The sequence below is a fragment of the Acrocarpospora phusangensis genome, from assembly GCF_016862995.1.
Classification (GTDB): domain Bacteria; phylum Actinomycetota; class Actinomycetes; order Streptosporangiales; family Streptosporangiaceae; genus Acrocarpospora; species Acrocarpospora phusangensis.
Genome location: NZ_BOOA01000053.1, coordinates 1 through 13,559, shown reverse-complemented (window position 1 = coordinate 13,559; position 13,559 = coordinate 1). Strand labels below are relative to the sequence as shown.

Sequence of the window (13,559 nt, the reverse complement as noted above, 5' to 3'; positions counted from 1 at the left end):
GGAGTCCGGGTAGGTTCTGGGACGTGACAACCCGCGTCCCCAGAACCGCACTGATCATCCTGGCCATCGTCGTTGTTCTGGGCGGCGCCATCCTCTTCGCGGTCTACCGGCTGCTCCAGCAGGCGGAGCCGTACGTGCGGGGGGAGAACTGTCAGATCACCACGCCGGACGGAACGATCGAACTGGACATCGAGCAGTCCCAGGTGGCCGCGGTGATCGCCGCCGTGGCGGCCCGGCGCAAGCTGCCCGAGCGGGCGCTGGAGATCGCGTACATCACCGCCATCCAGGAGTCCAAGCTCAGCAACATCCCGTACGGGGACCGCGACTCGGTCGGCATCTTCCAGCAGCGCCCGTCCCAGGGCTGGGGCACGGTCAAGCAGCTGATGGACCCGGTCTACTCGACCAGGAAGTTCTTCGCCGCGCTGGAGAAGGTGGAGGGGTACCTGGACCTGCCACTGCACGACGCCGCCCAGGAGGTCCAGCGCTCGGCCGACGGCGGGGCGTACGCCGACCACCGGGCCACCGCGATCATCCTGGCCGGCGCGTTCAGCGGCCGGGTGGCCAGCGCCGTGTACTGCTGGTACCCGCCGCCCGCGAAACCGGTCAAGGCCGACCCGGGCGAGGCCCGCGGCGAGCTCACCCGGGCTCTGGGCGCCGCCGCCCGCAAGGACAGCTGGCTGGTCGCCACCTGGTACGTCACCCACGCGCAGAAGTACGGCCTGCGCCAGATCCGCTACGACGGCGTCAGCTGGACCGCCGAAAATGGACACGACGGTTGGCAAGCCGATAAATCCGGCAAAAGTGGGCCGATGGCGGTGAGTTAGCCCAGCCGCTCGACTTGGATCGAGCCAGGGGTCAGCGGCGAGGCGTACGAGGCCACCCACTGCCCGCCCTGGACCCGCTGGAACGACAACAACCGCCCGTCATTGGCCCGATAGTCCGCGAAGTCCAGCAGTCCCCGGTCCGGCAGGCCGGTCATGCCCTCGGCCCGGAACGGGACAGTGCCCCGCTCGATCGGGAAGAACTCCACGCCCTCCATGATCAGCATGCTCTTGGCGGGCACCATGCCCTGCGCCTGGACCTGTGTCCAGAGCAGAACCTCCAGGTGAGCGGCCTCCTGCTGGACCTCACGCTCCTGGACGGAGAGCCACTGGTAGCGGCGGGTGCCGTCGTCCAGGAGGTGTTCGGTCCACTCCTCGCCGTGCCAGGAAAGATGCAACGCTCCCATGGCGCGGTAGCGCACACCCGCGATATGCACCGTGTCGCCGACCTTGATGGTTCGCGGGTCGAAATACGAGGGCCCGTGGCCGGAGCCGTAGTCGCCGCCGTTCGCCGGAGCCGCACGCCTGTCCTGGCGGGTGGTGGCGATGAACGCGCCAAGCACGACGATGAGCGTCGCGACACTCAAACCGAGCACCACCGCTGTCGTCATGGCGCGCGATCCTACTGGAGCCGACGCACGACCGCATTTATCCGTTCATCTGTCGCCGTAATAGCAATACGAATGTGTTGCTTTCCGGCTGCCCCGTAGAAGTCCCCGGGCGCCACGAGGATGCCGCGCTCCGACAGCCGGCGCACCTGGTCCCAGCAGTCGGTGCCGTCGCTCGCCCACAGGTAGAGCCCCGCGGTGGAGTGCTCGATCCGCCAGCCGGCCGCCTCCAGGGCGGGCCGGAGCGCGTCCCGGCGCGCCGCGTACCGCTCACGCTGGGCCAGCGCGTGGGCGTCGTCGTTCAGGGCGGCGGTCATGGCGGCCTGGACCGGTCCCGGAACGATCATTCCGGCGTGCTTGCGGACCTCCAGGAGGCGCTGGACGAGCTCCGGATCGCCGGTGACGAAGCCCGCCCGGTACCCGGCCAGATTGGACCGTTTCGACAGCGAGTGCACCGCCAGCAGGCCCTCGTGGGAGCCCCCCGAGACCTCCGGGTGCAGGATCGAGACCGGCTCCTCCTCCCAGCCGAGCCCGATGTAGCACTCGTCCGAGGCGACGATCGCGCCGCGTTCCCGCGCCCAGGCCACCACCTTGGCCAGGTGCCCGGCCGGCAGCACCTTGCCGGTCGGGTTGGACGGCGAGTTCACCCACACCAGCGGCACCCGCTCGGGCCCCAGCGAGACCAGCCCGTCCGTCGCGTACGGCTCCGCCCCCGCCAGCCGCGCGCCCACGTCGTACGTCGGGTACGCCAGCTCGGGGAAGACCACCCGCTCACCCGCGCGCACGCCCAGCAGCGTGGGCAGCCAGGCCACCAGCTCCTTGGTGCCGATGACGGGCAGCACCGCGGCCGGATCCACGGTGACCCCGTGCCGGCGGGCCAGCCAGCCGGCCGCCGCGTCGCGCAGCGCGGGCGTGCCGTACGTGAGGGGGTAGCCGGGGCTGTCGGCGGCCTCGGCCAGCGCGCGCTGGATCACCGCGGGCACGGAGTCGACCGGCGTGCCGATGGACAGATCGGCGATGCCGTCCGGGTGCGCCTGGGCCACCTCCTTGTACGGCGTGAGCCGGTCCCACGGGAAGTCGGGCAGTGTGATCAACGAAGGTCCCCCCTACGGGCATGCGGCAGCCGCCCACCGGGACGCGGCGGGCGGCCGGGGCACAAAACTACTTCAGTGGTCCTCAGCCTGCGGGGGCAGCGCGGCGACGACTTCGTGGTCCTTCTCGATTTTGCCGACCTTCGACGCACCCCCGGGAGAACCGAGGTCCTCGAAGAAGTCCACGTTGGCGCGGTAGAAGTCCTTCCACTGCTCCGGCAGGTCGTCCTCGTAGAAGATGGCCTCCACCGGGCAGACCGGTTCGCACGCGCCGCAGTCCACACATTCGTCGGGGTGAATGTAGAGCATGCGGTTGCCCTCGTAGATGCAGTCGACGGGGCATTCCTCGATGCACGCCTTGTCCAGGACATCCACGCAAGGCTGCGCGATGACGTAGGTCACCTCGGGCTCCTTCTTTCCGGCACGACATGGGCCGCGGGTTGCTAACGCCTAGTATTGCGTTGCCTGCCAGGTGGCTGAAACAGGAGGGGGCCAAAGCCGTGGCCTTTCACCTCAGAGTGAGCATCTCGGCGGAAGACGTGGGCCGCAAGGTGACCGTGCGGCGGGTGGTGCCCGAAGGTTTCCGCGACGTCGTGGGCGTGCTGGAGTCGTGGTCGGGCGGCGTGCTGGCCGTGCGGAAGCGCGACGGCACGCTGGTGGAGTTCCCGGAGAAGGCCATGGTGGCGGCAAAGGTCGTGCCCGGCTGACGGCGTGTCTCCTCGACCGGCCGGAAAATCACGCCAAGTATTCGAATCGTGACCACACGTGCTCTAGGTCTGGTAGCCCTGCTCGCGGTGGCCGCGGCCGCCTGCTCCGCCCCGGCTACGGACAACAAGAACCTGCCCCCGGTGAACCCCATGGCCGCCAGCCTGCAGTCGGGCTTCACCAACATGGACCGGTTGATCGAGGCGGCCCAGAAGGAGGGCGAGCTGGTCGTGGCCGGCCTGCCCCGCGACTGGGTGAACCACGGCGAGATCATGGACGAGTTCGCCGACAAGTACGGCGTGAAGGTGACCGCCCTCAAACCGGACGCCACCGGCGCCCAGCAGCTCGCCGCCACCGGCGCCCAGGCCCCCGACGTGTACGACCTGAGCCTGGACGCGGCCGTCGCCAACGCCGACAAGTTCGCCCCCTACCGGGTGCTCGGCTGGCAGGACATCGCCGACGACCTCAAGGCCGCCGACGGCGCCTGGTACGCGGGTTACGGCGGCTACATGTCGATCGGCTACGACCCCGCCAAGGTGGCCGCGCCCGCGTCGTACGCGGCGCTGCTGAAGCCGGGGGCGGCGGTCGCCCTGCCCGGCGACCCGATCCGCACCGCGGCCGGATTCGGCGGCGTGATGGCCACCTCGCTGTCCGGGGGGAAGCCGGACGCCGCCCGCGGGGTGAAGTTCTTCGCCGACCTGAAGAAGGCGGGCTCGCTGTCCACCCCGGACAAGGCCACCGCCCTGCTGGACTGGGACTACCTCAACATGGCCAGGGCCGCCGCGGCCACCGAGCAGGACAAGCCGGAGTGGCGGGTGACCATCCCCAAGGACGCCGTGCTCGCCTCGCACTACGTGCAGGCCATCAACGCCAAGGCCAGGCACCCGGCCGCCGCCCGCCTGTGGGAGGAGTTCCTCTTCTCCGACGAGGGCCAGAACCTGCTCCTGCGCGGCTACGCCAGGCCGGTACGGCTGGAGGCGATGGAGATGCGCGGCGGGCTGGACCACGAGGCCCTGGCCAAGCTGCCGAAAGTCGCCGGGACCCCGGTGACGCTCACCATTCCGCAGCAGGACGCCGCGAAGACGTACCTCCGGCAACATTGGCCCCAGCAGATCGGCTGACCACCATCCATTCCACGGAGGCCTTACAGTAATGGCTATACCGTGGAATGAGAGCCGATCTTGCGATATGACACCCCTAGTCTCATTCAGTGGAACGCTCGCGCTTATGACAGCTCGTTCGGGTATGTCTCGGCGCAGGGCGCTCCGCTGGTGGACCTGCTGGATCCGCAGCCGGGCGAGCGCGTGCTCGACCTGGGCTGCGGCACCGGCGTGCTGACCGCCGAGATCGCTTCGCGCGGCGCCCGGGTGCTCGGCATCGACGGCTCGCACTCGATGATCGAGACCGCCATCGCCCAGTTCCCCGGCCTCGACTTCACCGTCGGGGACGGACACGACTTCACCGTCGCGCAGCCGTACGACGCGGTCTTCTCCAACGCGGCGCTGCACTGGATGAGCCGCGACCCGGACGCGGTGATCGAATGCGTGCGGATGGCCCTGCAGCCCGGCGGCCGGTTCGTCGGCGAACTCGGCGGCGCGGGCAACTGCGCCGCGCTGACCGCCGCGATGCTCACCGCCTGGCGCGAGCACGGCCTGCGCGACCCGCAGCTGCCCTGGTACTTCCCCAGCCCCGCCGAGTACGCCGTGCGCCTGGAACGCGCCGGTTTCACGCTCCGCCTGGTGGAGTACTTCGACCGGCCCACCCCGCTGGACGACTGCCCCAACGGCGCCGCCGACTGGGTGCGCATGTTCGCCCCCTCGCTGCTGGACGGCGTGCCCATCGGCACGGTGGAACCGCTGCTCCGGCGGGTGAACGAGCTGGCCGCGCCCGCGCTGCGCCGGGAGTCCGGCTGGATGGCCGACTACGTACGCCTGCGCTTCGCGGCCGTCCGGCAGTAGAACGGCAGGAGACGCCCACGAGAGGCCTACCGAGCCGAATCAAGGTCGTCACCGAGAAACTGCCGCCAAACGCGGGTGATTTGCCAGACTATGGTCTGGTCTTACGTACGTGATGGGGATGGCGATGAACTTCTGCCTGAGTGACCTTGTGCCACCGCTGCGCTGGAGTGATGCCGCCACCATTCCCACCCCGCCGGATCTGCCGGATGCCTGGTGGCGGAGCCTGCCCATGAGCCGGGTGCTGGCCGCCGTCGGACCTTCGGGGCTCGCCGACCTGCTGACCGACCTCACGCTGAGCCAGTGGCGGGCCGCCGCGGTCGGCGACATCCTGCCCGCGCTGCACGTGCTCCACCCCGACGACGCCGACGACCCGCAGGTGGCGATCGCGCTGGACCGGGCCGGGTCGTGGACCGGGCTGCTGGCGCTGACCGGCAGGGAGCTGGCCGACCAGCCGTTCGTGAAGGTGCGGCCGGTGCTGACCGCCCTGTTCGGCGCGGTCTTCGCGCGCCTGGCGCAGGTCCAGGGCGCGCGGGCCCCGCTGGCGTTACGCCCGTGGGAGCCGGCGCGGGCCGAGGCGGCGGCCGTGTCCGTCTCCGCCGCCGTGGGCGCCGTGGCCGGCGGATCCGGCGCGGATCTGTGCGCGCTGCTGGACGGGGTGTTCGCGGAGCTGGACGACCAGACCTGGATGGTGGCGCAGAACCGGGTCTTCACCGACACGCCGACGGCCGTGGAGGAGCTGGGGCGGCTGCTGGCCGTACCGGCCGGGCTGATCGAGGCGATGGAGAAGGCGCTGCGGGCGCGGCTGGAGGAGTGGCTGGAGTCACCCGGGTCGGCGCCGTTCCGTACGCACCTGGAGCGGGTGGCCGCGCTGCTGGGGGTGGCCGCGCCGAAGACGCGGCTGATCAACGCGGCCCCCTGGCACGAGGAGGAACTGCGCTCGCTGGACGTGCTGGCCTGGCAGTTCGTGCTGGCCTCGCTGCCGGGCTACCAGGTGGACGGCGAGTGGCTGGTGGCCGGGGACATGGCCGAGCTGCAGGAGAAGACCCGGAAGCTGATCGTGAACTCCGACCGGCCGCCGACGGTGAATCGGGCCCGCGAGCTGGTCTCCAGCCTGGGCATCCGGCCCGAGGTGGCCAAGGAGTGGCTGGAGAACGTGCCCCAGCTGCGCATCCAGAGCGGCAACGGCAAGCCGAAGCCCCGGCCGCGCACCCGGCCCGCTCCCCTGCCGAGCCCGGTCCCCGAGGCCGAGCCGGAACTTTTATCGCAGGCGCCGGAACCCCAGCCGGAACCCCAGCCGGAACCCGCGCCCGAAGCGCAGCCGGAACCCAAGCCCAAGCCGGCGCCCAAGGCCGAGCCCAAACCGGTCGCCAAGCCGGTGCCGAAGCCGCCGCCCAGGACCGAGCCGAAGCCTAAGGCCGAACCCGGCTTCAAGGACGTCGCCCACACCCGGCGCTGCTTCCGGCAGCCCGACGGCCGGTGGTGGCTGCGGGTGGACGTGACCGCCGAGTACCTGACCGGCGCGGAGATCCCGCTGCCCAGCGGCTTCGCCTCCTACCTGGGGCTGGCCCCCGGCGAGACCAAGAGCGTGCGGAGCGCGGCCGGCGACGTGGAGCTGACCTGGCAGTCCCACCCGGCGGTGGGCTCGCTCCAGCGCATCCTCACCGAGGTGGCCGCCAAGGAGGGCGGCCACATCTTCCTGACCCTCTCCGAGGAGGGCATGCTCCGGGTCAGGCACCTGCCCTCGGCCACCGGTGGCGACAACACCTCGCGGGCGCTCCGCCTGGTCGGCTACACCGCCCCCGGCGGCACGCCCGACCAGGCCGTACGGGTGATCGCCACCCGGATCGGCCTGACCGGCCCGATCGGCACCGTGGAACTCCTGGCCCGACTCCGAGAACGTGGGGACCGCGACCTGCTGTCCCTGCTGGGATAGCCGCCCATGCCACGACTCGCGGTCTCCCTGGAGTTCACGAAGGAACTCGGCGCGCTGGCCCGGCCGGTACGCCGAGACGCCGTGGTCGCGGTCCGCCGTTTCCTGCACAACTCCCCCGCGGGGCCGACTCCCGAGCGGGTGCGCAACGCCCGCGACCCGCGTGTCTTCACCCTCCGGCTGAGCGACCGCTACCGGGGCGTGGTGCTCCGCCAGCGCGACGTCTACTGGCTGGTCGCGATCCTGCCCGACGCCGAGGCCTGGACGTACGCGCAGCGCCACCGTTTCACCGTGAACCCCGCCATCGGCGTGATCGAGGTCTGGGACGCGGAGGCGCTGGAGCGGATCGAGCCCGCGCTGCGCCGCTCCTCGGCCGGGTCCGCCCGCCGCCTGTACGGCCACATCTGCGACACCGACATGTTCAGCATCGGCATCGACGCCCAGCTGCTGCCGCTGCTGCGGCTGATGAGCACCGACGCGCACCTGGCGGCGGTGGAGCCGCTGCTGCCGGAGAGCCAGTTCGCGCCGCTGTCCGCGCTGGCGCAGGGCGGCTCGCTGGCCGAGGCGTGGCGGGAGCTGGACGGGTGCCGGTGCATCCTGGCCGATGTCATCGACACCGACGACGTCGCCACCGCGCTGCTGCGCACGCCCGGCAAGGCCGCGTTCGCCGCCGACCGGATCGAGCTGGACCGCATCCTGACCGTGCCGGACTGGTGCACGTTCCTGTACGCGCCGCAGCACACGTACTCGAACTGGGAGACCTACGACCAGCCGGCGCTGATCACCGGGGGCGCCGGCACCGGCAAGACGATCATCGCCCTGCACCGGGCCGCCCACCTGGCCAGGCACGGCACGGGACCGGTACTGCTGGCCACCTTCTCCCAGGTGCTGGTGAACGAGCTGGCCACCAAGCTGGACATGATCATCGACGACGAGGTGGTGCGCAAGCGCGTCGAGGTGACCAACGTGGACCGGCTCGCGTACCGGATCGTGGCCGAGCACGAGGGACGGGCGCCCACGCTGGTCGGGGACGTGGCCAAGCTCTGGCAGGAGGCGGCCGGCAGCAGGTTCGGGGCGGCCTTCCTGCTGCGCGAGTGGGAGCAGGTGATCCTCTCCCAGAACCTGCGCTCGCTGGAGGAGTATCTGGCGGCCGAGCGTCCCGGCACCGGCACGCAGCTCTCGCCCGAGCTCAAAACCAACGTCTGGCGGGCGGTCGAGCACGTGGTCGGCCAGCTGCGGGCGTCCGGCCGGCGGACCCTGCTCCAGCTGGTGAGCGAGGCGGCCGACCTGCTGGGGCAGGCCACCGGGGACATGCTGGGCGACCAGGCGCCGGGGCGGGAGCCGTACAAGCACATCGTGGTGGACGAGGCGCAGGACCTGCACCCGGCGCAGTGGCGGCTGCTGCGGGCGGCGGTGCCGCCGGGTCCCAACGACCTGTTCGTGGTGGGCGACCCGCACCAGCGCATGTTCGACACCCGGGCCGCGCTGGCCGGCATGGGCATCCCGGTCCGCCGCTTCCACCTGAAGATCTCCCACCGGCTGCCGCACGAGATCCTCTCCTTCGGCGTACGGCTGCGCGGCGGCGGCCCCGTGGACGGCCTGGCCGAGGGCGTCTCCGAGATGTACGGCTACCGCTCGCTCCAGCACGGCCCCCGGCCGATGGTCCGCGGCTACCTCAGCCCCGAGGCGGAGATCGCCGGCCTGCTCGCGCACGTGAGCGAGTGGCTGGAGGACGGGGTGCCGCCGAACCAGGTCGCGGTGGCGGCCAGGACCGTGGAACTGGTCAGGACCGCGCGGGCGGCGCTGCGCGCGGCGGGCATCGAGGTGAAGGTGACGATGCTGCACGGCATGAAGGGTCTGGAGTTTCGCCGGGTGGCCGTGATAGGCGTTGCAGACGGGATCGTGCCGGCGCCGGAACAGCTCACCCCGGCCTCGGAGGACCCCACGGCCCGAGCCCATGACCTGCAACGAGAACGGGGGCTGCTCTATGTGGCCTGCACGCGGGCGAACGAGCTGCTCTACGTGTCCTACTCCGGCCGGGCGAGTCCCTTCCTGCCCACCTGATCCCCTAATCTGAACTGCGGATATATTCCCCTTGCCGGTTGGACCTGCATGAATCTGAGCCTGAGCGACATCGTGCCTCCCCTGCGCTGGACCGCGCCCAGCCAGGTAGAGCCGATCGCCAGTGATCCCGGTCTCCCCGACGCGTGGTGGCAGGCGCTTCCCCTGGACCGCGCCTGCGCCGCGGTGGGCACGGAGCGGGTGGCGTCCCGGCTGGCCGACCTGACCACGGCGTGCTGGGGTCATCTGGTGCTGGGCGACGTGATGCCGTTGCTGAGGTTCACGAATCCGGTGGAGAGCCAGCTCGCGCCGGGGGGCAGGGACAGCGTGCTCCTGCTGTTCGCGGGCGTGCTGGACAAGCTGCTGGAGACCGAGCAGGCCGACCGCGCCGCGCCCCCGCCCGCGCTGCCGGAGCGCCCGCTGCCCGAGCTGGTGGACGAGGTCTTCGCCCGGCTCGACGACCGCCAGCGCGCGATCGCCAGGGACCGGCTCTACGCCGAGCAGCGCGCCACCCTGGACGAGCTGGCCCAGCGTTTCTCGGTCACCCGGGAGCGGATCAGGCAGATCGAGCGGGACCTGCGCGACCACGTGGACGCCTGGCTGTCCGGGCAGGACGCGGCGCCGCTGAGCGCGCACCTGAGCTGGCTGCGCACCCGGCTGGGCTCGGCCGTGCCCGCCGACGACCTGACCGCCGCCGTGCCGTGGCACCGGACCGAGCTGACCACGCTGGGCATTCCGGCCTGGCGGTTCGTGCGCACCCTGCTGACCGGCTACGAGCAGGTGGACGGCTGGCTGATCGCGGGCGGCGCGGACGAGCTGCGGGAGAAGACGCGGGGCCTGTTCACCGACGGCCCGGTGCCGCTGGCCGAGGCGATCGTGATGGTCTCCCAGCTGGGCGTGCGGGAGGACGTGGCGGAGCGCTGGCTGGGCGCCGTGCCGCATCTGCGGGTGCTGGAAGGGCACGTGGTGCCGTGGCCGCGCAGCGTCAACGACAAGGCCGAGGCGGTGCTGGCGGTGGCCGGCATGCCGCTGTCGCCCGAGGAGATCCAGACCAGGATCGGCGAGGACTACAGCCTGGTGGGCATCCGCAACCAGCTGACCGCCGACGAGCGGTTCCTGCGCCTGGATCGCAACAAGTACGGACTCACCCGGTGGGGCGGCGAGGAATATCTGGGCATCCGCGAGATGATCGCCCGGGAGATCCAACGGGCCGGGGGTGAGGCGTCGGTGAACACCATCGTGACCAGCCTGACCTCACGATACGAGGTGAGCGAGAGCTCGGTGCGCGCGTACGCGGGCGGGCCGGGGTTCGAGCGCACCCAGCGCGGCTGGATCCGGGTGGCCGGCGCGGAGCAGGGCGAGTACCAGCCGCGCCGGGACGTCTCGATGACCCGGCGGTGCTTCCGCAGCCGGGACGGGCGCTGGTGGCACCGGGTGGACGTGAACGCCGAGCATCTGCGGGGTTCGGGGTCGCCGCTGCCGACCGGGTTCGCGGCCCATCTGGGGATGGCCCCGGGCGGGCAGCTGACGGCGTCCACGGCGGCGGGCGAGGTCGTGATCAGCTGGCACAACCAGCCGACCATGGGCTCGATCCGGCCGGTGCTGGCGGAGTACAACGCGGCTGAGGGCGATCACGTCTTCCTGACCGTCTCCGACGGCGGCGAGTTGCTGACCCGGTTCCTGCCCGCCAGCCCGCCCGGGCTGCCCGCGCTGAACCGGGCCCTGCACCTGATCGGGTACACGGCTCCGGTGGCGTCGGAGGCGGAAGGGCTGCGGCTGATCGGGGCCCGGATCGGGCTGCCTGACGGGGCCGCGCGGGACGAGGTGCTGACCCGGCTGCGGGAGCGCGGCGACCGGGACATTCTCACGTTCCTTTAACGGCCTTTGTCGGGATCTGGAAGGATCTTCGGCAATTGTCCGTTCGGGGAAGGATTTAGCGTGAAATTTCCGGCGATGCGGGCCGGGGTGGGTGTGGTGCTCACCGGGGTTCTGAGTGCGGGTGTCGTGTTTCCCGCGCAGGCGGCGACCAGGGTCGTCGGGGTGGACGTCAGCAACTGGACCGGGGACGTCGACTGGGAGTCGGTGGCCGACGGTGGGGCGCGGTTCGCGTACGTGCACGCCACGGAAGGGCTGGACTACAAGAACCCGCGGTTCGCGGCACAGTTCGGCGGGGCCGGGGATGCGGGCATCTACCGGGGGGCCTATCACTTCGCGCAGCCGCATGAGTCGGGCGGGGCCGAGCAGGCTGATTTCTTCGTACGCAACGGGGGGCGTTGGGCGGCGGACGGGAAGACGTTGCCGGGGGTGCTGGATGTGGAGGACAACCCGTACAAGAACCGGAACGGGCTGGATCACTGTTACGGGCTCGATCAGGACGAGATGGTGAAGTGGATCGGGGACTTCGCGAAGCGGTACAAGGCCAGGACGCATCGGGATGTGGTCATCTACACCACGACGGCGTGGTGGCGGAGCTGTACGGGGGACGCGAAGGGGTTCGGCAGGAATCCGCTGTGGCTGGCGCGGTGGGGGGACGAGGTCGGGCCCTTGCCCGCTTCGTGGTCGAAGCACACGTTCTGGCAGTCGGCGGAGAAGGGGAACCACGCGGGGGGTGAGGACCGCTTCCACGGCACGGCGACGCAGTTGCGGAGGCTGGCGTTGCCGCCGATCAGCTACCGGGTGACGGGGCAGGCGGTGCGGCGGAACGCGTACACGGTGACGGTGGCCAACACGGGGCCGCGCCCGGTCACGGAGCTGAGCGTGTACGGGCGGACGTTCGGGGGGAACCGGCTGGTGACGGTGCCGAAGGCGTGCCGGAAGAGCGCGACGGTGCTGCGGTGCACGATCGGGTCGATCGCACCGGGGCGGGCGGTGCGGATCACGCTGGGGACCAAGCCCAAGGCCGGCGGGTCGGTGGGGATCCACCTCAAGGTCGGGTCGGTGAAGCTGACCTTGCGGGGGGCGGCTGGGTAGGCTCGGGAGCATGCTGCGCCTCTATGACACGCGTCACCGGCAGGTTGAGCCGATCCTGCCGGTGGGGGCGCGGGTGCTGCGGATGTACACGTGCGGGCCGACGGTCTACCGGTATGCGCATGTGGGGAATCTGCGGTCCTATCTGTTCGCGGATCTGGTGCGGCGGGTGGTGGAGCGGCGCGGGGTGCGCGCGGTGGTGTGCAGGAACATCACCGATGTGGGGCATCTGGTGGATGACGCGGAGATCGATCCGCTGGGTGAGGACAAGGTGCTCGCGGCTGCCAGGGCCGAGGGGCGCTCGCCACTGGAGGTCGCGCGGTTCTACGAGGAGGCGTTTCGGGGGGATACGCTCGCGCTCAACCTGCGGATGCCGGAGCATTCGCCGCGGGCTTCGGAGTCCATCGAGTTGATGGTCGAGTTGATCGCGAAGCTCCTGGAGAAGGGGCATGCGTACGCGGGTCCCGATGGGGCGGTGTTCTTCGATGCTCGGTCGTTTTCGTCTTATGGGGAGATTTCGGGGAATCGGCTGGAGGAGTTGCGGCCGGGGCATCGGGTTGAGGGGGTTGACGAGCGGAAGAGGTTCCATGCCGACTGGGCGCTTTGGAAGCCTGGTCGGCGGGAGTTGACGTGGGACGCTCCCTGGGGGAGGGGGTTTCCTGGGTGGCATGTCGAGTGTTCGGCCATGTTGCTTGCTTATTTGGGTGAGCGGGTGGATGTGCATACGGGTGGGATCGATCTGAGGTTTCCGCATCATGAGGATGAGCGGGCTCAGGCGGACTCGGTCGTGGGGCATGAAGTGGTGCGGCATTGGGTGCATGGGGAGCATCTGCTCTTCGATGGGCGCAAGATGTCGAAGTCCACGGGGAACGTGGTTCTGCTGAGTGACGTGGTCGACGCCGGACTGGATCCTCTGGCTGTACGGCTTGCGCTGATGGAGCACCGTTATCGGCAGCAGATGAACCTCACGTGGGACACGCTGCACGCGGCCGATCGTCTCCTGAGGCGTTGGCGCTCGAAAGTCGCCGAATGGGCCGAATCCCCTAGTCAGCCCATCGCTCCCGCCGCCGACGCCATCCACCGAGCTTTCGAAGACGACCTCGACACCCCGCTGGCCCTACGCCTCCTCCGCGACCTCGAACGCTCCCCCGACGTCGCGCCCGGCTCCAAGTTCGAAACCTTCCTCCACTTCGACCACCTGCTGGGCCTCGACCTCTCCGCCGACATCGGCCGAGTCCCCACCCTCCCCCCGGGCGCCGCCGAACTCATCACCGCCCGAGCCCGGGCCCGCGACGCCCACGACTGGCCCACCTCCGACCACCTCCGCGACGCCCTCGCCAAACTAGGCGTCCACATCTCCGACACCCCCACCGGCCAAACCTGGACCCTCTAACCCTTTCCCAAACCGAACCCTCATT

Annotated in this window: 12 protein-coding genes; 9 read left to right on the top strand and 3 right to left on the bottom strand. The window is 70.6% G+C overall.

What is annotated here, in order from left to right; all coding sequences use genetic code 11:
- Window positions 1–23: 23 nt before the first annotated feature.
- Entirely contained in the window at window positions 24–824 is an 801-nt protein-coding gene (locus Aph01nite_RS27760; RefSeq protein WP_239162017.1) for a hypothetical protein, read from the top strand.
- On the opposite strand, the gene Aph01nite_RS27755 is transcribed toward Aph01nite_RS27760, so the two are convergent.
- The 3 genes from Aph01nite_RS27755 to fdxA form a co-directional block, all read right to left on the bottom strand.
- Window positions 821–1,432: a DUF4178 domain-containing protein gene (locus tag Aph01nite_RS27755; protein WP_204043952.1), complete on the bottom strand. Its 612-nt coding sequence runs from the start codon at window positions 1,430–1,432 to the stop codon at window positions 821–823. The two genes, Aph01nite_RS27760 and Aph01nite_RS27755, sit on opposite strands and share 4 nt — an antisense overlap.
- An 11-nt stretch (window positions 1,433–1,443) precedes the next feature.
- Window positions 1,444–2,523, bottom strand: coding sequence for a succinyldiaminopimelate transaminase (dapC, locus tag Aph01nite_RS27750; protein ID WP_204043951.1), 1,080 nt, complete (start codon window positions 2,521–2,523; stop codon window positions 1,444–1,446).
- 72 nt (window positions 2,524–2,595) lie between these two features.
- Window positions 2,596–2,922: a ferredoxin gene (fdxA, locus tag Aph01nite_RS27745; RefSeq protein WP_204043950.1), complete on the bottom strand. Its 327-nt coding sequence runs from the start codon at window positions 2,920–2,922 to the stop codon at window positions 2,596–2,598.
- Window positions 2,923–3,020: 98 nt separating this feature from the next.
- Here fdxA and Aph01nite_RS27740 point away from each other — a divergent pair, with 98 nt between their 5' ends.
- The 8 genes from Aph01nite_RS27740 to cysS all read left to right on the top strand — a co-directional run bounded on the left by Aph01nite_RS27740 (window position 3,021) and on the right by cysS (window position 13,534).
- Window positions 3,021–3,227, top strand: coding sequence for a putative acetyltransferase (locus Aph01nite_RS27740; protein WP_204043949.1), 207 nt, complete (start codon window positions 3,021–3,023; stop codon window positions 3,225–3,227).
- Between the two features lie 48 nt (window positions 3,228–3,275).
- A complete protein-coding gene (locus Aph01nite_RS27735; RefSeq protein ID WP_239162016.1) occupies window positions 3,276–4,346 on the top strand; it encodes an ABC transporter substrate-binding protein in 1,071 nt (356 codons plus the stop codon).
- Between the two features lie 60 nt (window positions 4,347–4,406).
- The gene (locus tag Aph01nite_RS27730) at window positions 4,407–5,183 is read left to right on the top strand and encodes a class I SAM-dependent methyltransferase (RefSeq protein ID WP_204043948.1); all 777 of its coding nucleotides are present in this window, start codon (window positions 4,407–4,409) and stop codon (window positions 5,181–5,183) included.
- 124 nt (window positions 5,184–5,307) lie between these two features.
- On the top strand, window positions 5,308–7,116 hold the full coding sequence (locus Aph01nite_RS27725; protein WP_204043947.1) for a hypothetical protein: 1,809 nt from the start codon (window positions 5,308–5,310) through the stop codon (window positions 7,114–7,116).
- 6 nt (window positions 7,117–7,122) lie between these two features.
- A complete protein-coding gene (locus tag Aph01nite_RS27720; protein ID WP_204043946.1) occupies window positions 7,123–9,177 on the top strand; it encodes a UvrD-helicase domain-containing protein in 2,055 nt (684 codons plus the stop codon).
- Window positions 9,178–9,225: 48 nt separating this feature from the next.
- Entirely contained in the window at window positions 9,226–11,052 is a 1,827-nt protein-coding gene (locus Aph01nite_RS27715) for a sigma factor-like helix-turn-helix DNA-binding protein (RefSeq protein ID WP_204043945.1), read from the top strand.
- Window positions 11,053–11,112: 60 nt separating this feature from the next.
- On the top strand, window positions 11,113–12,144 hold the full coding sequence (locus Aph01nite_RS27710) for a lysozyme (protein WP_204043944.1): 1,032 nt from the start codon (window positions 11,113–11,115) through the stop codon (window positions 12,142–12,144).
- A gap of 10 nt (window positions 12,145–12,154) precedes the next feature.
- Entirely contained in the window at window positions 12,155–13,534 is a 1,380-nt protein-coding gene (gene cysS, locus Aph01nite_RS27705) for a cysteine--tRNA ligase (RefSeq protein WP_204043943.1), read from the top strand.
- Window positions 13,535–13,559: the final 25 nt, after the last annotated feature.

What these genes read in the sequence shown, in the direction of transcription:
- Aph01nite_RS27755 (WP_204043952.1), bottom strand. Translation starts at nt 1,432, where the DNA reads ATGACGACAGCGGTGGTGCTCGGTTTGAGTGTCGCGACGCTCATCGTC.
- Aph01nite_RS27725 (WP_204043947.1), top strand. Translation starts at nt 5,308, where the DNA reads ATGAACTTCTGCCTGAGTGACCTTGTGCCACCGCTGCGCTGGAGTGAT.
- Aph01nite_RS27720 (WP_204043946.1), top strand. Translation starts at nt 7,123, where the DNA reads ATGCCACGACTCGCGGTCTCCCTGGAGTTCACGAAGGAACTCGGCGCG.
- Aph01nite_RS27715 (WP_204043945.1), top strand. Translation starts at nt 9,226, where the DNA reads ATGAATCTGAGCCTGAGCGACATCGTGCCTCCCCTGCGCTGGACCGCG.
- cysS (WP_204043943.1), top strand. Translation starts at nt 12,155, where the DNA reads ATGCTGCGCCTCTATGACACGCGTCACCGGCAGGTTGAGCCGATCCTG.